General features: G+C 65.0%; 17 protein-coding genes and 2 tRNA genes. 14 read left to right on the top strand and 5 right to left on the bottom strand.

The genetic code is table 11. The features are described 5' to 3' along the window. The first annotated feature begins 697 nt into the window (after positions 1-697). The 3 genes from CSC65_RS06135 to CSC65_RS06125 are packed head-to-tail and all read left to right on the top strand — an operon-like array spanning position 698 to position 2,383. Entirely contained in the window at positions 698-1,213 is a 516-nt protein-coding gene (locus tag CSC65_RS06135) for an IS110 family transposase (protein WP_162409484.1), read from the top strand. Positions 1,214-1,250: 37 nt separating this feature from the next. After that, positions 1,251-1,565 (top strand): DUF1153 domain-containing protein, encoded by a 315-nt coding sequence (locus CSC65_RS06130; RefSeq protein WP_162409482.1) that lies wholly within the window; start codon positions 1,251-1,253, stop codon positions 1,563-1,565. Further along, entirely contained in the window at positions 1,565-2,383 is an 819-nt protein-coding gene (locus CSC65_RS06125; protein WP_162409480.1) for an IS3 family transposase, read from the top strand. The genes CSC65_RS06130 and CSC65_RS06125 overlap by 1 nt, the downstream gene beginning before the upstream one ends. Positions 2,384-2,773: 390 nt before the next feature. On the opposite strand, the gene CSC65_RS06120 is transcribed toward CSC65_RS06125, so the two are convergent. Then, positions 2,774-2,850, bottom strand: a tRNA-Arg gene (locus CSC65_RS06120). Between the two features lie 163 nt (positions 2,851-3,013). Between CSC65_RS06120 and amaB the strand changes: the two genes are divergently transcribed. The 8 genes from amaB to CSC65_RS06080 all read left to right on the top strand — a co-directional run bounded on the left by amaB (position 3,014) and on the right by CSC65_RS06080 (position 10,027). Next, positions 3,014-4,546, top strand: coding sequence for an L-piperidine-6-carboxylate dehydrogenase (amaB, locus tag CSC65_RS06115; protein WP_162409478.1), 1,533 nt, complete (start codon positions 3,014-3,016; stop codon positions 4,544-4,546). A gap of 178 nt (positions 4,547-4,724) precedes the next feature. Further along, positions 4,725-5,510 carry a class I SAM-dependent methyltransferase gene (locus CSC65_RS06110; protein WP_162409476.1) on the top strand — a complete coding sequence of 262 codons (786 nt, stop codon included), beginning with the start codon at positions 4,725-4,727 and terminating at the stop codon, positions 5,508-5,510. 15 nt (positions 5,511-5,525) lie between these two features. Beyond that, positions 5,526-6,266 (top strand): metallophosphoesterase family protein, encoded by a 741-nt coding sequence (locus CSC65_RS06105; RefSeq protein ID WP_162409474.1) that lies wholly within the window; start codon positions 5,526-5,528, stop codon positions 6,264-6,266. A gap of 117 nt (positions 6,267-6,383) precedes the next feature. After that, positions 6,384-6,665: a DUF4190 domain-containing protein gene (locus tag CSC65_RS06100; RefSeq protein ID WP_162409472.1), complete on the top strand. Its 282-nt coding sequence runs from the start codon at positions 6,384-6,386 to the stop codon at positions 6,663-6,665. A gap of 14 nt (positions 6,666-6,679) precedes the next feature. Next, positions 6,680-7,735, top strand: coding sequence for a quinone-dependent dihydroorotate dehydrogenase (locus tag CSC65_RS06095; protein WP_162409470.1), 1,056 nt, complete (start codon positions 6,680-6,682; stop codon positions 7,733-7,735). An 84-nt stretch (positions 7,736-7,819) separates the two neighbouring features. Continuing rightward, complete coding sequence (gene murB / locus CSC65_RS06090; RefSeq protein WP_162409468.1) at positions 7,820-8,887, top strand: UDP-N-acetylmuramate dehydrogenase; 1,068 nt, start codon at positions 7,820-7,822, stop codon at positions 8,885-8,887. Between the two features lie 82 nt (positions 8,888-8,969). Then, positions 8,970-9,839, top strand: a complete 870-nt coding sequence (locus tag CSC65_RS06085; RefSeq protein WP_162409510.1) for a DMT family transporter — start codon at positions 8,970-8,972, stop codon at positions 9,837-9,839. A gap of 111 nt (positions 9,840-9,950) precedes the next feature. Beyond that, positions 9,951-10,027, top strand: a tRNA-Pro gene (locus CSC65_RS06080). A gap of 611 nt (positions 10,028-10,638) precedes the next feature. Here CSC65_RS06080 and CSC65_RS06075 read toward each other — a convergent pair. Beyond that, positions 10,639-10,971 (bottom strand): helix-turn-helix domain-containing protein, encoded by a 333-nt coding sequence (locus tag CSC65_RS06075; protein WP_162409466.1) that lies wholly within the window; start codon positions 10,969-10,971, stop codon positions 10,639-10,641. A 118-nt stretch (positions 10,972-11,089) separates the two neighbouring features. Between CSC65_RS06075 and CSC65_RS06070 the strand changes: the two genes are divergently transcribed. The 3 genes from CSC65_RS06070 (at position 11,090) to CSC65_RS06060 (ending at position 13,275) form a co-directional block, all read left to right on the top strand. Next, positions 11,090-11,857, top strand: a complete 768-nt coding sequence (locus CSC65_RS06070; protein ID WP_162409464.1) for a hypothetical protein — start codon at positions 11,090-11,092, stop codon at positions 11,855-11,857. 9 nt (positions 11,858-11,866) lie between these two features. Further along, complete coding sequence (locus tag CSC65_RS06065) at positions 11,867-12,409, top strand: hypothetical protein (protein WP_162409463.1); 543 nt, start codon at positions 11,867-11,869, stop codon at positions 12,407-12,409. Between the two features lie 164 nt (positions 12,410-12,573). After that, positions 12,574-13,275, top strand: coding sequence for a DUF5710 domain-containing protein (locus CSC65_RS06060; protein WP_162409462.1), 702 nt, complete (start codon positions 12,574-12,576; stop codon positions 13,273-13,275). A gap of 605 nt (positions 13,276-13,880) precedes the next feature. On the opposite strand, the gene mobF is transcribed toward CSC65_RS06060, so the two are convergent. The 3 genes from mobF to CSC65_RS06045 form a co-directional block, all read right to left on the bottom strand. Then, positions 13,881-16,658: a MobF family relaxase gene (gene mobF, locus CSC65_RS06055; RefSeq protein WP_162409460.1), complete on the bottom strand. Its 2,778-nt coding sequence runs from the start codon at positions 16,656-16,658 to the stop codon at positions 13,881-13,883. A 270-nt stretch (positions 16,659-16,928) separates the two neighbouring features. Next, on the bottom strand, positions 16,929-17,723 hold the full coding sequence (locus tag CSC65_RS06050; protein WP_162409458.1) for an ankyrin repeat domain-containing protein: 795 nt from the start codon (positions 17,721-17,723) through the stop codon (positions 16,929-16,931). 77 nt (positions 17,724-17,800) lie between these two features. Continuing rightward, on the bottom strand, positions 17,801-19,576 hold the full coding sequence (locus CSC65_RS06045) for a type IV secretion system DNA-binding domain-containing protein (protein ID WP_162409456.1): 1,776 nt from the start codon (positions 19,574-19,576) through the stop codon (positions 17,801-17,803).

Below are 19,576 nucleotides of genomic sequence, written 5' to 3'. Positions count from 1 at the left end.
GGCTTAGGCGGACGGCAGCGGCTTTGAACTCATCGCTGTAGCGAGAGATGGTTCTGGGGCCAGGCTTTGGCATTGGGACACTCCTGAGGGTTAGGTCAGGGTGTCCACTGAACCGAAGGAACTACCGGTTCGGCTTGAATGAATTGTTAGCACCCTTAGCCACGACGGTTGACCGCCAGCGTGTACAGGTAGCTCGCCGGCCAGATGAATATGACTGCAGCGAACCATAGCCAGCTCCCCGCCAAGTGCGCACGACGGGCTGCAATGAAGATGGTGGCCAACGAGAGCAACATGGCCGTAAACATGATGGTGGCACCCGTTATGCCGAGCACTTCCACGGGGCCTCCCTCAACAAACCCCTCCTGGCCGACCGCGAGCCAACAACACAAGAAGAAGGCTAGCGTGGCTGCCAAGCCAAGTTTCGGAACTAGGTTGCGAGAGCTCGTCTTCAATGGTGCTAACGCCTTATGTCTTGAGTTTCCCCTACCGTAGGTGCCGAGAGCCCGGCGTGCGCGCCCGATAACGCCTCGGTGTCAGCACCACCGTAATTCAGCAGGGGCCGCACGCCGGACCTCGCGCCCTGCGCCCGAACAGTTGCTCGAGGTTGCCCTCGAACCGATAAGCGTGGGCCTTGGACGCGATGCTCTCGACCGGCCAACTGTAACGGAGAATGGACATGCGGGCAGCGGGAATTGATGTGGGCAAAACCAACCTGGATCTGGCCGTGGAGGGGCAGCCGGGCGTAACCCGTTTTACCAACAACCGGGCGGGCATCAACAAGCTGCTCAAGCGGCTGGAAGGCGTGGGCGTGGACCGGATCGTGGTCGAGGCCACCGGTGGCTATGAAGAGCCGCTGCTCGAGGCCTGCTGCGATGCCGGGCTGTGGATTGCCCGGGTCAATCCGCGTCAGGCCCGCGACTTCGCCCGGGCCACCGGCGAGCTGGCCAAGACCGATGCCATCGATGCCCGACTGCTCGCGCTCATGGCCCGGATGTTCGGCGAGCGCCTGCGGCGCCATGTCGCACCGCCGCTGTGGCAGCGCGAGCTGCGGGACTGGCTACGCCGTCGCGGCCAAGTGGTCGTGCTGCTCCAGGCACAGAAACAACAGGCGGCCATGGCCCCACCGGCGGTGCGCACGCTGGCCGCGCGCACCGTTGCCGCACTCGGTCGCGAGCTGGCTGCGATCGAGCGGACGATTGTAATGACCCAGTGATTTCCTGCTCAGGTGCTACCTTTTGACGGAGAGCACGATGAGCCAAGTGATGGAAGAAGAGATCAAGCGTTGGACGGCCCGACGGAAGTCGGCGCTGGTGCTGGAGATCATCCAGGGCAAGACGACGGTGGCCGCGGCCAGCCGGCAGTTCGACCTGACGCCCTCGGAGATCGAGAGCTGGGTGGAGGACGCCAAGCGCGGCATGGAGAACGCCCTGCGGGCCAAGCCCGAGGACGTGCGCGAGCAGTACGAGCGGCAACTCAAGGAACTGCAGGAAGCCTACGGCGAGGCGATGCTGGAGCTGCGCGCCCGAAAAAAATTGGCGTCCCTGCTGGGCAAGGACGAGACCTGATGGTCTCGATCCAGCAGGGACTGCGGGTCGACGGGATCGGGGTATCGATGGCCCAGCTGTGCCGCTGGTTCGAGCAGCCGCGGCGGACGATCTACTACCGACCGACCAAGGTCGCGCCGAAGGTGAAGCCGGAATTGGCCGAGCCGATCAAGGCCTTGATCGAGGAAGAACCGTCGTTTGGCTACCGCACGGTGGCCGGGCTGCTGGGCATGAACAAGAACACCGTGCAGCGGGTATTCCAGTTGATGGGGTGGCAGGTCCGCAAGCGGGCCGTGGGCATGCGCCCGCGGATCCAGGCCCTGCCTTCGGTGGCGCAGGCGCCTGACGAGCGCTGGGCGACCGACCTGTGCCGGGTGTGGGGTGGCCGCGATGGGTGGCTGACCTTGGCGTTGGTGATCGACTGCTATACCCGGCAATTGCTGGGCTGGCACCTGTCGCGCACCGGCAAGGCCAGCACGGCGGCCGCAGCCCTGGAGCAGGCGCTGATCACCCGGTTCGGTACGCTCGGCCGGGTGCCGTCCCCATTCCTGCTGCGGTCGGACAACGGCCTGGTGTTCACCAGCCGACACTACACCCGGCTGGTCCGCAGCTACGGGCTGCAGCAGGAGTTCATCACCCCGCACTGCCCACAGCAGAACGGCATGGTGGAACGGGTCATCCGCACCTTGAAGGAGCAGTGCGTGCATCGACACCGGTTCGAGAGCCAGCAACATGCCACCCGCGTAGTCGGCGACTGGATCCAGTTCTACAACCACCGGCGACCTCACCAGGCGCTGGGCATGAAGACACCCGCTGAGGCATATGCATTAGCGGCATGACCTGTGCAGAAACCGCTGGGTCATTACACGTAGGCCTGCGCGCAAGGCTCCCGGCGTTGCGCGCAAGGCTTGGAGCTCCGGCGTCGGGGCTTTTTGCCTTGCGCGCAAGGCTGGGCAGCTCCGATCGCAAGGCTTTTTACCTTGCGCGCAAGGCTCGACGGGTTGCGCGCAAGGCAATCGGGCTTGCGCGCAAGGCTCAGAAGGTCGCGCGCAGGGCCCGGAAGGTCGCACATGCAGCCGTACGGCCGGGTCTGGCGGTCAAACCGGCGCGCCGGGGTGCTCGCCAAGACGGCGATCGGCGGGCATCGGCGTCGAATGCCGGGGTTCCGGCGAGGAAGGACTTCTCCTGCCTGCCGGCCCGCGGCGCGGTGTGGTGGCTGTGGTGCTGGATGGTGACCCCGGCGCGATTCGAACGCACGACCTGTCCCTTAGGAGGGGACCGCTCTATCCAGCTGAGCTACGGGGCCAAGGCGGCGGATTGTCGCACGCGAGCTTGGCGCGGCCCAAGCCGGCGCCCTGCCGTCGGGCCGGCCGGGCCCGTTTGCTAGAATCGCCGCACGCAACGAGACGCCGCCGACCCATCCGCGGCGCGACTCCGGGCCCACGGCCCGCACCCTTCCAGGAGATTCCATGTCTGCTTCCCTGCTCAAGGCCCTGGGCCTTGGCGACACCAATTCCGGCACCTACCTCGGCAATGGCACCTGGTCCGACGCCACCGGCGCCGGCATCCTGCACCCGGCCAACCCGACCACCGGCGAGGTGATCGCGCAGGTCCAGGCCACCACCGACGCCGACTACGAGACCGTGGTCGCCAACGCCCAGGCCGCGTTCAAGGCCTGGCGCACCGTCCCGGCCCCGCGCCGCGGCGAGGCGATCCGCCTGTGCGGCGACGCGCTGCGCCGGAACAAGGACGCGCTCGGTTCGCTGGTCGCGCTGGAGATGGGCAAGAGCAAGGCCGAAGGCGACGGTGAAGTGCAGGAGATGATCGACATCGCCGACTTCGCCGTGGGCCAGAGCCGCATGCTCTACGGCTACACCATGCACTCCGAGCGCCCGGGCCACCGGATGTACGAGCAGTACCAGCCGCTGGGCCTGGTCGGCATCATCAGCGCGTTCAACTTCCCGGTCGCGGTGTGGGCGTGGAATTCGTTCCTGGCCGCGATCTGCGGCGACATCTGCATCTGGAAGCCGTCCAACAAGACGCCGCTGACCGCGATCGCCTCGCTGAAGATCTGCAACGAAGCGCTGCGCGAAGGCGGCTTCCCGGACATCTTCTTCCTGGTCAACGACGCTGGCACCGCGCTGGCCGAGAAGTTCGTCGAAGACAAGCGCATCCCGCTGATCAGCTTCACCGGCTCGACCCAGGTCGGCCGCGAGGTCGCGGTGAAGGTCGCCCGGCGCATGGGCCGCTGCCTGCTCGAGCTGGGCGGCAACAACGCGATCATCCTCGACGAGACCGCCGACCAGAAGCTGGCCGTGCCGGGTATCGTCTTCGGCGCGGTCGGCACCGCCGGCCAGCGCTGCACCACCACCCGCCGCCTGATCGTGCACGAGTCGATCTACGACACCGTGCTGGAAACGCTGGTCAAGGCCTACAAGCAGGTCGAGGGCAAGATCGGCGATCCGCTCGACACCGCCAACCTGATGGGCCCGCTCAACAGCGCCGGCGCGGTGCAGCAGTTCCTGGCCGCGGTCGAGAAGGCCAAGGCCGCCGGCGGCAAGGTCGAGACCGGCGGCACCGTGCTGGACCGCGCCGGCCACTTCGTCCTGCCGACCATCATCACCGGGCTGAAGAACAGCGACGAGGTCGTGCAGCACGAGACCTTCGCGCCGATCCTCTACGTGATGAAGTACTCGACCCTGGACGAGGCCATCGACATGCAGAACGGCGTGCCGCAGGGCCTGTCGTCGTCGATCTTCACCACCAACCTGAAGTCGGCCGAGAAGTTCCTGTCGGCGGCCGGCAGCGATTGCGGCATCGCCAACGTCAACATCGGCACGTCCGGTGCGGAGATCGGCGGCGCGTTCGGTGGCGAGAAGGACACCGGCGGTGGTCGCGAGTCGGGCTCGGACGCATGGAAGGTCTACATGCGCCGGCAGACCAACACGATCAACTACTCCGATTCGCTGCCGCTGGCGCAGGGCATCAAGTTCGACCTGTAAGACCGGTCCACCGGGCGGGGCTTGCCCGCCCGGTGGATCGTAGAGCGGGGCTTGCCCCGCTGCTCTTTGCGTGACCCACACCAGCCGATGCAACGGTAGTGGGGCGAGCCCCGCTCTACGGGGCCAGAGGCCGACCTACGGCAGCGGGCCACCCCGCCCACGCGGGGAAAGAGGCGACATGACCGACGAGCTCGCATCGACCACCCGCTTCACCGACCGCGTCGCCGACTACGTGCGCTACCGGCCCGACTATCCGCCGGCCCTGCTGGACTGGCTGCACGCCGAATGCGGCGTGGACGCCTCGTGGCGGGTCGCCGACATCGGCGCCGGCACCGGCATCTCCTCGAAACTGTTCCTCGACGCCGGGCACCCGGTGGTCGCGGTCGAGCCGAATGCGGCGATGCGCGAGGCCGCCGTCGCCTGGCTGGCGGGCAATCCGCGCTTCAGCGCCGTCGACGGCCAGGCCGAAGCCACGAACCTGGACGATGCCAGCATCAACCTGGTTTCGGCGGCGCAGGCCTTCCACTGGTTCGACCAGCAGGCGGTCAAGCCGGAATGGCGGCGGATCCTGCGTCGGCAGGCCGACGGCAGGCCGGGCCTGGTGGCGGTGTACTGGAACTCGCGCCGGCTCACCGGCACGCCATTCCTCGAAGGCTACGAACGGCTATTGCTCGAACACGGGCTGGACTACAGCAGCGTGTCCGAACGCTACGGCGACGACGAACACATGCGCCGCTGGTTCGGCGCCGGGCTGCGCGGCATGGCCCGCTTCCCGCATTCGCAGCGGCTGGACTTCGATGCGTTGCGTGGACGCCTGCTGTCGTCCTCGTACGCGCCGCGCGCCGGCCATCCGCGGCACGCACCGATGCTCGACGCGCTGGCGCGGCTGTTCGACGCCACCGCCGTCGATGGCCATGTCGACTTCGACTACGACACCCGGATCTTCGCCGGCGTGCCGGACTGAGCGGCGGCACGCGCCATGCGCATCGCCGCGCTTTCGGACATCCACGGCAACCTGCCCGCCCTGGACGCGATGCTGGCCGATATCGCGCGGCGCGGCGCCGACTGCATCGTCAATCTCGGCGACATCGTGTCCGGCCCGCTGTGGCCGCGCGAAACGCTCGACCGGCTGCTTCCGCTCGAACTGCCGACCATCGCCGGCAACCACGAGCGCCAGCTGCTCGGCGAACCGGCCGCGCTGGCGCCGTCCGACGCTCATGCGCGCCAGGCCCTGCGCCCGGCCCAGCTGGACTGGCTCCGCGCCCTGCCCGCGCTGTTGCGGCTGGACGACGTGCTGCTGTGCCACGGCACGCCCGGCAGCGATGTCGACTACCTGCTCGACGACATCGCCGGCGCGGAACTGCGCGCCGCCGAGGCGGCGACGGTCGCCGCGCGCCTGGCCCATCCGCTCGCAGCCGATGCTTCCCTGGTGCTGTGCGGCCACTCGCACACCCCGCGCGCGACACGCCTCGCCGACGGACGCCTGGCCTGCAATCCCGGCAGCGTCGGGCTGCCCGCGTTCGCCACCTCGCGGCCGGTGCCGCACCGGGCGCAGGCCGGGTCACCCGAGGCCCGCTACGCGCTGCTGGAACGGCGCGACGGGCAGTGGCGGGCGCAGCTGCTCTCGGTCCCGTACCGGTACGAGGCCGCCGCCATGCAGGCGGGGCGCCTGGGTCGTCCGGACTGGGTCCACGCGCTGCGCCATGGGCGCATGCCGTGACCCGCGTGGCACACGGCGTACGCCGGGTTCTGGGATAATCGGCCGCCAAGGCCCCCGTCCCCCCGCACGGGGCCTCGCGCGCCACGCGGCCTCCGCCTGCCCCCCGACAGGATTGCCATGAACCAGATCCGCAAGACCAGTTCCCTCGCCATCGCCAGCCTGGTGTCAGGCATCCTCGGCTGGACCCTGCTGCCGTTCATCGGCACGGTCGTGGCGATCATCACCGGACACATGGCGCGCAGTGAGATCCGTGCCAGCCAGGGGCAACTGGACGGGGACGGACTGGCGCTCGCTGGACTGGTGCTGGGCTGGGTCTCGGTGATCCTGCTGCTGGTCGGCCTGTTCATCCTGTTCGCGTTCCTGGGTGGGGTCGCCTGGCTGGCGACGCTCAACTCCTGAGGAACGGCGCACCGATGTACTCCTTCGCCCGCCCCTTCCTGTTCGGCCTGGATGCCGAACGCGCCCACGGACTGGGGCTCAAATCGCTGGACCTGGCATACCGCAGCGGTACCATCGGCCTGCTCGCGAGCCCGCGCCAACCACTGCCGACCAAGCTGCTCGGGCTGACCTTCCCCAATCCGGTCGGGCTGGCCGCCGGGCTGGACAAGAACGGCACCCACATCGATGCCCTGCTGGCGCTGGGGTTCGGCTTCGTCGAAGTCGGCACGGTCACCCCGCGCGCGCAGGCCGGCAACCCGAAGCCGCGCATGTACCGGCTGGTGCGCGACGAGGCGCTGATCAACCGGCTCGGCTTCAACAATGCCGGCGTGGATGCGCTGGTGCGCAATGTCGAGCGCGCACAGCGCAAGGGCGGACTGCTCGGCATCAACGTGGGCAAGAACAAGGACACGCCCAACGAGGACGCCGCCAGCGACTATCTCTACTGCCTGGAGCGCGTGTATCCGCTGGCCGACTACGTCACGGTCAACATCTCCTCGCCCAATACCGCCGGCCTGCGCGAACTGCAGGAAGAACAGGCGCTGCGGCGCCTGGTCGGCACGATCCGCGAAGAGCAGGAACGCCTGGCCGCACGCCACCGCCGGCGGGTCCCGGTGCTGGTCAAGGTCGCGCCCGACCTGAGCGATGCCGATATCGACGCTGCCGCGCGCGTGCTCTCGGACCTGGAAGTGGATGGCGTGGTCGCGACCAACACCACCATCGCCCGCACCGCCGTGCAGGGCCATGCGCATGCGCGCGAGACCGGCGGCCTCTCCGGCGCACCGCTGATGGGCCAGTCGACCCTGGTGCTGCGCCGGCTGCGCACGCGCCTGCCCGAATCGGTCCCGCTGGTCGGCGTCGGCGGAATCCTGTCCGGCGCCGATGCCGTGGCGAAAATGGCCGCCGGTGCCAGCCTGGTGCAGTGCTATACCGGCCTGGTCTACCGCGGGCCCGAGCTCATCGGCGAATGCATCGACGCGATGCGCCGGCGCAAGGAATCGCCCAGCCGCGGTACCGCCAGTGCGACCTGACGGCGCCGACCACGACCTGGCCTGCATGAACATGCCTGCATCGACCACGCTGGACCCCGCCACGCCGGCGCCGGTCGCGTCGCCATGACCGCATTGTTCCGGTTGCTCCACGACGCGGACCTGTCCGCGCGCAACACGTTCCAGGTCGCGGCGCGCGCGCCGTGGCTGCTGGAAGTCAACGACACCGACGCGCTGCCGGAGGCGCTGGACCTGGCCCAGATCCGCGACCTGCCTTTGCTGATGCTCGGCGGCGGCAGCAACCTGCTGTTCGCCGGCGACGCGACCGGCGTGGCCGTGGCCTTGCGGGCTGCCGGCATGGCCATCGTCGCCGACCATGGCGAGCGGGTCGTGGTCCGCGCCGACGCCGGCGCCGACTGGCATGCGCTGGTGATGTGGAGCCTGGACCAGGGACTGTGCGGACTGGAAAACCTGGCCCTGATCCCGGGCAGCACCGGCGCCGCACCGATCCAGAACATCGGCGCCTATGGGGTGGAGGTCGGCGAGCACATCGTGGCCGTGGAGGCATGGGACCGCCAGGTGCAGCGCATGGTGAGGCTGGATCGCGCGGCCTGCGCCTTCGGCTACCGCGACAGCACGTTCAAGCGCCAGCCCGATCGCTGGATCATCACCGCGATCGAACTGGAGCTGGCGCGCGCCGATGCCGGCACCGATGCGAGCACCGACGCCGCGCCGCGCCTGGGTTACGCCGGGATCGGCGAGGAACTGGCGGCGATGGGCGTGGTCCGGGCGAGCGCACGCGACGTGGCCGAGGCGGTGATCCGGATCCGCCGGCGCAAGCTTCCCGACCCGGCCGTGGTCGGCAATGCCGGCAGCTTCTTCAAGAACCCGATCGTGCCGGCCGCGCAGGCGCAGTCCCTGCTGGACGCCCATCCGCGCCTGCCGGCCTTCCCCGGCGACAGCGACGCCACCCGCAAGCTGTCGGCCGCATGGCTGATCGATGCCTGCGGCTGGAAGGGCGCGCGCGAAGGCGATGCCGGCGTGTCCGCCGCGCACGCACTGGTGCTGGTCAACCACGGCAACGCGACCGGTGTGCAGCTGCTCGAACTGGCCCGGCGCATCGCCGGCTCGGTGGACAAGCGCTTCGGCGTGGCGCTGGAACCGGAACCGCGCATCATCGGCGCACACTGGTGAGCATGAAGCGGCGCGCGCGGGAGTCGGGGTGAACGGAGCCGACGCCACCCCGCGGTCGCCGCACCTGCACGCGGCCCTGCTGATGCTCGGCAGCACGGTGCTGTTCGGGTTGATGGCGGTGGTGATCCGCCTGGCCTCGGCCCACCTGCACACGTTCGAGATCGCCTTCTTCCGCAACTTCTTCGGCCTGCTCGCGGCGCTTCCGCTGCTGCTGCGCCACGGCCCGGGCTTCCTGCGCACCACCCAGTTCCCGCGCTACCTGTTCCGCTGCCTGGTCGGGATCTGCTCGATGCTCGCCGGGTTCTGGGCGATCGGCCACCTGCCGCTGGCGCAGGCGGTGTCGCTGTCCTATTCCACGCCGCTGTTCGTCACCATCGCCGCCGCCGCGCTGCTCGGCGAACAGGTCCGCGCGCGACGCTGGATCGCGGTGGCGCTGGGTTTCATCGGCGTGCTGCTGATCGTGCGGCCGGGCAGCGCGGAGTTCACCGCGGGCACGATGGTCGCGGTGCTGGCCGCGTTGCTGTCGAGCATTGTCGCCATCCAGATCAAGCAGCTGTCGGCCACCGAGCCGGCCGACCGGATCGTCATCTACACCACCCTGCTGTGGGTGCCGATGTCGCTGCTGCCGGCGCTGAGCGTGTGGCAATGGCCGCAAGGCATCGTCTGGGTATGGGTCGTCGCTGCCGGCCTGTTCGGCACCGGCGGGCACATGCTGTGGACGCGTGCGCTGAAGCTGGGCGAAGTCTCGGCGCTGACGCCGATCAGCTTCATGCAGTTGCCGATCGTGGTCCTGTTCGCCTGGCTGCTGTTCGATGAGACGCTGGACCGCTGGACCCTGATGGGCGCGCTGGTGATCCTCGGCGCGAATGCGTACATCGCCCACCGCGAAGCCACCCTCGCCCGCCGCGCATCCTCCGAGGGCGCCAGCGCCGCGGCCAAGCCTGGCGAATAGGCGCGAACGGCGCGGCCCGTGCGATCGCGCCGCCGCGACCGCCCGGCACGAAAAAAAGCGCCCGGATCCTTGCCCTCCGCGCCTCCGATCCAGTATCATTCGCCGCCTTGTCGGGGTGTAGCTCAGTCTGGTAGAGCGCTACGTTCGGGACGTAGAGGTCGCAGGTTCGAATCCTGTCTCCCCGACCAACAGAAAAGTACTTGAAAGGCCGTAAATCAAGGGATTTGCGGCCTTTTTTGTTGCCCCAGCTTCTGCTCTCCCGTGGGACGTTTCGGGACGAAAATCGATGAAAAAGGACGTGGTTTGTCCCCGCCTTGTCCCCGGCCCCGATGGCATACTTGGCGCGTGAGCAAGCACCTCGACATCATTCGCGAGACCTTCCCGAGCCAAACCCATCTGACTCCCAAGCAGATTGCCCGTGCCCTCCATGGACCCGGGAAAGACACCAAGCACGGGGCTACGGCCATCCGGCAGCAACTGGACAATGGCACCTTGATCCCCGGCTTGCGGAAGGCGCCCGGAGAGAAGCGCTGGTCAGTCAAGGTGGTCGATCTGGCAGCCGCTCTGGATGGAGAGGTACACCGCCGTCCGGATATGTCAGGACCTGTGGTTCTGTCGGGACGGCGCAATAGCCGGTTCAAGAACCCTGGACCCCGGGTCGCTCGACTGTGGACCGATCGAAGTCATGCATTCTGGGCTGACCTTCTGGAAGAGACGCTTCGACTGGAAAGCGAGTCCCTACGGAAGGCTCTGACCGGAGAAGTGGTAGACCGGCCCGATCGGGAGCCGGGCCCGGGCCTCATGTTCTAGGGTTAGCCCTTTCGCGGATCAGGCTCAACACGGCCTCCCGCTCCTTCTTGGGCATGTTGGACAACAAGAGGATGACTTCCGCCAGGATGTCGTCCACGGCGTGAAAATACGCCACAGGCAGTTTCAAGGCTTTGGCGATCTGGGCCATCGTCTGGCCATCAGGCTCGTGCTTGCCGGTCTCGTATCGGCTGACCCTGGGGGCCGCGGTGTTTTGGTCGTCCAAGCCCAAAAGCCTCCCCAAGTCCGTCTGCGTCAGCCCCGCAGCCAGGCGCGCCGCACGAAGGCGACGACCGAACAACGATGAGGGGGACTTAGCGGGCATAACCTGCTCGAGGGAACTGACCCCATAGCCTGACCCAAACCCCCTCCCCGGTCATTTGCGATTATCGCAAATACCGTGCGAGGATACGACGGGATTCCATCACCCCAAGGGGGATCCCATGAAAATCACCGCTGTCCTGCTGTTGACCTTGGGCCTTGTCGCCTGCGGCAAAGCTGAAACGCCCGCAGAGGGCTTGACCAAAGCCAAGGTGGCCACCCCTGAGGCCGCACCGGCTACCGCGGACAAACCTGACCCCGACACTCCCGCGAACCAGTTCGTAGCCCTGGGCTCGACCCAGGACTGTCTGGGTCTGTACGCCAATTTGGCGCCAACTGACGGGAAGACCCGCGCCATTGCCACGTTCGCCGGCACCCAAGGTCCGGACTTCCGAAAACTCGAAGGTTTTGCACGGTCCGACAAGCTTCGGGCCCTGGAAGCGTCGTTCGATCAGCTCGTGGCCCCCATGAAGGGCAAAACATTGTTCACCTATACGTCGTCGACCAATGACGACTACCGCGAATACCAGTTGGACCGGAAGGCGTTCTTCGACAGCACCCACATGACGTGGGGAGGCTCCGACCCCATGGGCAACACAACAGGCAACGCCGAGTTGGGGCTGACCCAGGAATACGGCACGTGCGTGTTGCGATTGGTCAACACAGACGCCTGGAAAGGCCAGTTCAAGGTGGTAGACGAAACCCAGGCCCGGGCTGCAGACGCAGCCCGGCATGCGGGCAAGGGCCACGTGAAGTTCTATTTGCAGGCGGTGTCGGCGGACGCGGCCAACAACAGCCTGGATTGGCCGCGCCTGAATGCTGAAATCGTGCGCGTTGAACTCGTGGACGACGCGGGCACGTTGCTGGCCCGCGCCCACCCTTCCCACTAGGAGCAAGACATGAAGACTCTCACTCTCCTGGCCCTGTTGGCCTTGTCGTCCCCGGTGTTTGCCCAATCGGCCACCCAGTTGAAGCGTGAAAATGAAGCCTTGCGCGCCCAACTTGCACAGCGCCAAGAACAACCTGTGGTGGTGTCGGTCGTCTCGGCACGCAAACATGAAAAGCGCGGCGGCGCTTCGCACCTGGTGTTGACGTTGCAGGTACGCAACCAGACCACTCAACCCATGGCGTTGAACTTGCTGGGGCGCTCCCGTGCCCTGCGCCTGGTCGACAATCTCGGCAACAAATTCAGCCCCACCCAGAACTACGGCAAGGTCCATGGGATCCCGGTAGCGACGGATACGCTGGCAGACGCCACCCCGAACTTGCCAGCTGGCGGGTCATTGACGGTGATCATCGACGCAACCAGCTACTTGAAAAACACGTCGATGGGCAATGCGTTCGACTTGAACATGACCTTGGGTCAGTTTGCGTACAACGCCCGCGGCAAGATCGAGAAAGTCGGCGAGTTCCCGGTGTCGCTGGCGGGGGCGTTGAATTGACGGTTGCCGTCTTTTCTCCATGATAAGGAGGCGTCGAGCGTCCCTCGCCCTCGGCGCAGGGCTCTGTGCTGCCCGCACCCCCGGTTCGCCGGGGGTGTTTTTTTTTGTGTTCCATTCCGGAACTTCAGGGTTGCCAAGCACGACAATCCCATCATTCTGGAATGATGGCTGTTTACTTCCAGATCCCGCACGCAGACAAAGACCAGGCCAAGGCGTTAGGTGCGCGATGGTCCACCGAACTTGAACTCTGGTACGCCGCAACCGACATCGTGGCGGGGCGATTAGCCGAGCGCTGGAAACAGGCCACGCCCCCTACCCCGCTGGATACCTTTCCGGGCGAAGACCGGGCCTTCGGTCAGGCCACGCGGCTGTACGTGGACATGATCCCGTCGTCCTGCTGGCTCACCAATGTGCGATCGTCCGTGTCGGCCGATGACTGGAAACAGATCAGCCTGGGCGTCAAGCAGCGAGCCCATCGACATTGCGAGGTCTGCCACGCGCCGGCCGACAACGCGAACAAGGTCTTCCTGGAAGCGCATGAGCGCTTTGAATACGTCAATGGCGTGCAGGTCCTGCGCCGTCTGGTCTGCCTGTGTTCCAAGTGCCACGGCGCTACGCATTACGGTCACGCCACAGCCAAGGGCCAGGAACAAGAAGCCCGCGCCCACCTCATGCACATCAACGGCTGGAATTCAGCCGAACTCGAAGCGCATATCCGATCCGCTTATGCGCTTTGGTCGAGTCGGTCCTTCCAACAATGGGGGTTGGATCTGTCGATCCTCACGGCGGCCGGTGTCCAGGTTCGACTGCCATCCCAGGATGAGCGTCTTCGGCAGGGCGTGGATCTGTCTGCCCTGCGTACATGAGCTGGGTACGGCGTAGTCACTTCCAAAACAAGCCTCGCCACCTCTACGCCCTGGTGTTCGACGACGAACGTGCGGTGTATATCGGTCAGTCCACGGACATGAAACGGCGAGGCCTCCAACACGCCTCATCGCGTGGTGGTTGGTTACGTCCCTTTCGGATGGTTCACCTGGAAACGGTGGAGGGCACTTTCGCCAAGGCGGAAGCCAGGGAATACGTCTGGCGTTGGGTCGCGCATACCAAAGGCTGGACCGTCTACGTCCAGCCACCCAATGTGATTGTGAGGTTGGGCCGCCGCATGCCGTGGTGGCGACGACTGGAAGCGTGGCGCACGCGATTCGTCGTGGGGTGGCCTGTTAGCCGAAAACGCCCCGGGGTGGTGTAAGGCGCTGGACTTCCACCCGGTCCACCTTGCAATTGTTCTGCTTGACCAATACTTCGCCGGCTCCGGTCGCCTCACTTTCCGAGTGGCGAGGCGCCGAAACCACCCTCTTACGGGCTGGATTTCCGGAACACCGCTCGATTTCCACCGACCAAAGACCGCCTCCCATTTCTCCGACTTTCACTACGCACATGGCTGTTCTCCTAGCACGTGGCCAGCGTAGCACTAGCGCTGGACGCCGCGGTCTTGCTGGAGATGACGGTCGTATTCCTGCTCCATGGTGGGAGCGGGCCGCTTCTGGGCATGTTGCTTCCAGAAACCTTCCTGGACAGCGTTCTGCTTCAAGCGATCGGCGCCCAGGCGGGTCTTGACCTGTTCCAGTTCGACTTCCGCACCGTACATGCGGTACTTGTCAGAGGTCAGGCGGGTGAACGCGACCAGGGCGCTCTGGTTGTCGACCATGCGGGCGTTGGCAAAGTGGAACACGGCCGGCTTGCCCTGCCCTTGGGCGTCGTGGACGGTACGGCAGTAGCCCGCCTGCAGGTGGTTCCACTGGTCGGTATCCACGGCCACGGCGAATGATGGTTGGCCTGGCTTTCCTTCCACCCGAAGTCCGAAGGCCAGTGAACCGGTCGCGGTGCGCGTGATGGACTCCACTTGGGCCATATCGCCGTTCTCCACGCCCAGGTCGTTATCGTTCTTGGTGATCCTCACGCGGTCGCCCACGGCCACGGTCATGTCGTAGAGGCGCTTGTCGCGGCGCCCTTGGAACGTGTGGTCGTCTCCGGCCAGGGCGCCGCGCTCGCGCAAGCCCTCGCGAAGTTTTTCGGTCAGGGCTTGGCTATCGGCATAGTCATGGACAAGGAGCAAGCGATTGTCGATGGCATGGGGACTGTCCAGCCAATCCCGCGCCAAGGCGTCCATGGCCTCCCCCCGGGTGTTGTAGGCGTCGATCGCGCCGCGCGCTTCCAGTTTCTTCCAGATGTTGGCGCCCTTGGCCACCACGTCGCGCCGGGACTTCGGTTCAGATCTGTTGTGCAGGATGATCCGACCTTGGGCGTCGCGGTCGTAGAACGCAATGGCGATGTCGCGGTCTTCGGCATTCTTCTGGCGACGGATCTCGGTCAACTCTGCCTGCCCCAGCTTTTCAGACACCAGGGACATGCCAGCTCCTGGGCGCACGGCCGGCAATTGACGTTGGTCTCCTTGCAGAATTAGCTTGCCCCCCGCCTCGTCTACGTGGCGCATAAGGCGGCGTACCGCTTCGGTGTCGACCATACCCGCTTCGTCCAGGACGATGACAGACTTATTCGTGAGTCCTGGAATGTCCTTAGTGAGTTTATGGCCGTTGTCGAGCTTCATGAGTAGCTTGGTGATTGACATGGCTTCCATGCCGCTTTCTTCTTTCAGTTTCCCCGCAGCTTTGCGCGACGTGCATGCCCCTATCAACTTGTCCTGACCGTTGGCCTCAAAGCACCGTTTGTACAAGTCGGCTACTGTCGTTTTTCCCGAACCAGCTACGCCCGCCATCACGGCATGCCCGCCACTGTTGGAACACAGGTGGTAGACGGCGTTGCGTTGCTCGTCTGACAGGGTGAAGCCCTTTTCTTGCTGGTAATCGGCAATGACCGAGTCCACGATCCGTTCGGGCACGCGCACGGATAGATCGTCCTTGCGGGCTTCGGCCCTGGCTTGAACGTCCTGCTCCCAGTCGACGATCTTGGACCACGCGAAGCGGGTTTCCGAATAGCGGCGGGAAACGTGGACGCCTTGGTCGACAGCCGCTTGGCGCTCGGGGGCGATTTCGACCATCGACTCTTTCAAACGCTTTACATCGGCCAGCAAGGCTTCTGGGCTTTGGCCTGCGCGTGCGCGAGAGACCTCCCACAAGAGGTCTTTCTCGGCCACGATGGCGGTGGTGGCGTGCAACGCTTCCAGGATTTCGTCATCGGAGCGCGGGGTCGCCAGGATGTCAGCGCGGCCCTTCAAGTTGGCGATGTTGCAGTCCTGGCCCACGGCCGGGATAACCTTCTCCCAGGTGGAGAACAGTTCTTCTGGACTGGGCTCATCCTTGTGGGCGCGGGTCTTGGCCCACGCTTCCTGGTGCGAGAGGCCTTCGGTCATTGCCTCCAACACTTCATGCGTGCGGGTAGAGAACGCAGCAATGGTGGCGTCGTCAATGCCGGCGACCTTCCAGGAGCGTACGCCCGTGTCCTGCTGGTCCGGATCCACTTCTGCCTGCTGCTCGATCCCGTAGCCCAAGCGGCGCATATTTTCGGCCAGGTGTGCCATGTAGATGGTGTCAGCCGCTTTCTGGTGGCGAAACAGTTCAGAAGATTCCCAACCACCCCATTTGCCATCGGCGTAGGCCACACCGTAGAGCATGTTATGGGTATGCAAATGCGGTTCGAGGTTGCGGTTAGCTAGATGGTCGCAGGACGTAATGACCAGGCCATCGACAGGAATGACATCGATCCCTGCCTTACCGCGCCGAGTTTCGACCTTGCTTTCCATGTACTCGAGACCCTGGTCGACGGCGTCTCGGTGGGCTTTCAGGATCGCGGAGCGCTCATCGGGCGTGGCGAATGCCAGCAGCAGCGACACTGACTTGGGTGCGTTGAATACGCAGTCATAGCCCACTTGGTGTCCGCCCTTCCAGACGAAATCCGGGTGGCCATTGGGCAGCAGTCGCGGATTTCCACCCTTGTCGAGTTTCAGCACCTTCTCGGGGAGTTTTCCGGCGTTCTGGCACAACTTCTCTTTCATACCGTCTGGCGAGAAACCAGCGGCCAACTCGATCATCGCGGCCTTGTCCACGTCCTTACCCAGGAGATCCAGCATGGCTGCGCCATGGCCACGCCAGCGCATGGTGTCTTCGCCCAGGTCGGCACCGATGTAATAGCCGGTCAGGTCCTTCAATGACTGCGTCGCGTGCAGGTACTCAAGGACGTTGTCGCCTCGAGCGTTGTTTCCGGTGCCGGTCAGTGGCGTCAGTTTGAGCATGCGTTCAGTGTCGGAGATTTGTCGCGTAGGGCAAGGTTCAAGGCCAGACCAACGTGATCCGCTGTCGCCCATCGGGTAACCGTTCGACAATCCTTTCCTGGCCGCGGTCTAGCGGCGCATTCGGGTTGTCGATCTGGCGGGTGTCGTGTCGATGTGGAATGACGATCCGGAAGTCCACGAACACGGACACTCGGCGCTGGTCGGTGACCTTCGTCTCGGCTTGAGATATGGCGGGAAAGCAGAGCAACAGTGCCAGCAGAAACCTGCCCACTAGATTCTCCGCGACACATCCAGATTGCCGCGGTCGACAACCGATTGGACGAGCTTCGTCAGGCGTTCCCGGTTGTGTTGTGCCAGTCGATGGGCCACGCGCAGGTAGGGTTCCAGGAACGGTTCGGAGACGCGACACGATTGCGCTTCATCCAAGGGCGTGAGCCCGTCATTACTGCGAAGGTCGGGGTTGGCCCCGAATTCCAGCAGGGCGTCCACGACGTGGTAATAACCCGAGACGGCGGCGGCATGTAGCGCCGTGCGGCCGTTGCTGTCGCGCAGGTTGGGATTGGCGCCCTTGGAGAGCAGAACGCGCGCCTTCATTTCAATGGTCGCGTGCTGGCTCGAATGCTCCATCAGGAGTTCAGCCAAGGGCGTGCGGCCATACGGCCCTTGAACATTGGGGTTGGCTCCTGCCGACAGTAGTTGGCGAAGCGGGCCTGCCCCATCGGTGTGGACGGCGTAATGGAGCGGCGCGGTGCCATAGCGATCGGCCTGATCCACCGACACGCCGGCTGTAATCAACACATGGATGGCCTGGGTGTGGTTGTACTTCAAGGCCACGATCAAGGCGGACGCACCATCACGATCGACGACATCCGTGCGAATACGCGGATGGACCAGCAAATAGCGCAGGTGGTGAATGTGTCGTTGCGCCGCTTCTAGCAGCGGCAACTTCGTGCCTTCGTGTGCGGTGTCACCCAGCCACAGCGCGTTGGGATCGGCGCCTTGCGCCAGGGCGTCACGGAACTGCGCAAGCGGGAGTAGCTGACCGTTGGGAGTAAATAGGGTCATGGAAAGACCTTCGGGTGTGTCTCTCCATCATGTACAGGTTGTCGAACGTGGCAAGTCCTGGACTTCGTACTGCTTCGCTATTGGAACAAGCGATCCAATTCGTCTTGGTCCAAGCTTTCCCCCAACTGCTTGCCTGCCAGCACAGCGTCTCCGGTGAGGTCTTGCCGCGGTCGTTCATAGCCCGCGGGTTTAGTGGTCCAGGTGGCTGCGATCTGCCCCGGCCGCTTGCTGGGAAGGGGTTGGCCAGGGAAGTCCAAAAGCAAGAGGTCCCCACCCTGCTGGACAATGGCTCGGATTTCGAAGAACGGAGGGGTCTTGGTCTTTCGGAACCCCAGCATGTCGGTGAGTTGGTTGGGATACACCACCGGCTGGCCTTCGTTGTTCAACTTGGCGTCGTCGCTATGATCCATGCGGGCGACCTTCTGTGTGCCAAGTAGCTTGGACAGTTCTTCGCGGGTGTCGCCCATCTGCACCTGGCAAATGATGTGGGTGCCCACCATGCCCGACAACGCCTTGACCTGGTTGTCTCCGTAGATTTCGCGCAACTGCGCAAGATCCTGGACGCCAGCCGCCACCACCACACCTTTCGAGCGGCCTTTGTCGACCAGCGGGGCAAAATCGATCTTGCCGATCGAGGACATTTCGTCGAAGAAGAACCCCAGGAACCGACCGCCTTCGTTGTCAGGAAGTTGGGGCGACACGATCGCAGGGACGGCGACGTTGATCATGGCGGCGATATAAGCGCTCGCTAGCCCTGCGTCCGGGCCGGACTGCACGATGATTTTGGTGGGCCCGGTGTAGTCGTCTGACGCCCAGTCTGTGATGGAGAACAGCCGGGGCTTTCCCTTCTTGTCGCGCCGTTCGTAGTTAGGCCAGGCACGGGCCAAGTCGTCAATGACCTTGGTGTAGCCATTGAGCGTGGCGATGACGTTGAACGCCGTCTGCCCTTCGGTGTTGCTAATCAGTCCGTAGGCCTTGCGGTAGGACTTGTCGAGGATCGGCGCCATTTCCTGGGCGCGCATGGACACGCGTTGCGCCAGATCTGTCCAGGTCCACTGTTCGGGCTTTTCGTTCTGCAGCGAGCGGACGACGCCTAACAAGAGTTGCCGCGCGGCTTGGGTCCAAAACTTGCCGGATCCGCTGTCCTCAGGAATAAGGCTGTCAGCAAAGGCAGAGGCCTGGGTGCTTGTGCGCACGTCGCGGGCGACCCACCACACACGAGAGCGGCTATCGAAGGGCGACACGATCGTGGCTTGTGGGAACTTGGCCGTGAAGTCGCCCTTTACGTCGTACAGAAACAGCTTTGCACGCTTGTTGGCGAAGATGGGTTGAAGCATGGCCAAGAGGATCTGCGTCTTGCCGGAACCGACGCTGCCATGCAGGAGGATGTGGCGAGAGAGGGTTTTCTTGGAGAACCACAAGTCGGGATGGATCCACACTCCGAACGGATCGGTGAGGCGTTCTTTGAAGGATGGCGATCGGCGACGCGCTTCCTTGTTCGCTGCCTTGCCCTCCAACAAGCGTGGGCCACTGACCACCCACTGGTTGGATCGAGGGATGATCCCGGCGTACCCCAAGCTAGCACCTGCTAGCAGGGCGACAGAAACGCCCGCGGCCAGCGTCGACCAATCAGAGAGCCAGGCGGGATTGTCGATGGTGGAGTAGAACGCCGGATCCAGAGACAGGGCTCGCAGGGTGTCGTGCCAGCCCAGCCCCCAATGGGCGAACGGGGAAAACCCAACCGCGGCTCCCAGCGCGCCATAAGCCAGGCCCAGGTCCCACCGTCGCACTTTGATCGAGGCGTCGATGTGCTTGCCGGGCCGGCCCAGGGCGTCGTAGACAACGGGTTTCAT

The sequence above is a fragment of the Pseudoxanthomonas daejeonensis genome, assembly GCF_010093205.1.
Lineage (GTDB): Bacteria > Pseudomonadota > Gammaproteobacteria > Xanthomonadales > Xanthomonadaceae > Pseudoxanthomonas > Pseudoxanthomonas daejeonensis.
Note: the sequence above shows the minus strand (reverse complement) of the source record. Positions and strands in the feature narration are given on the sequence as shown.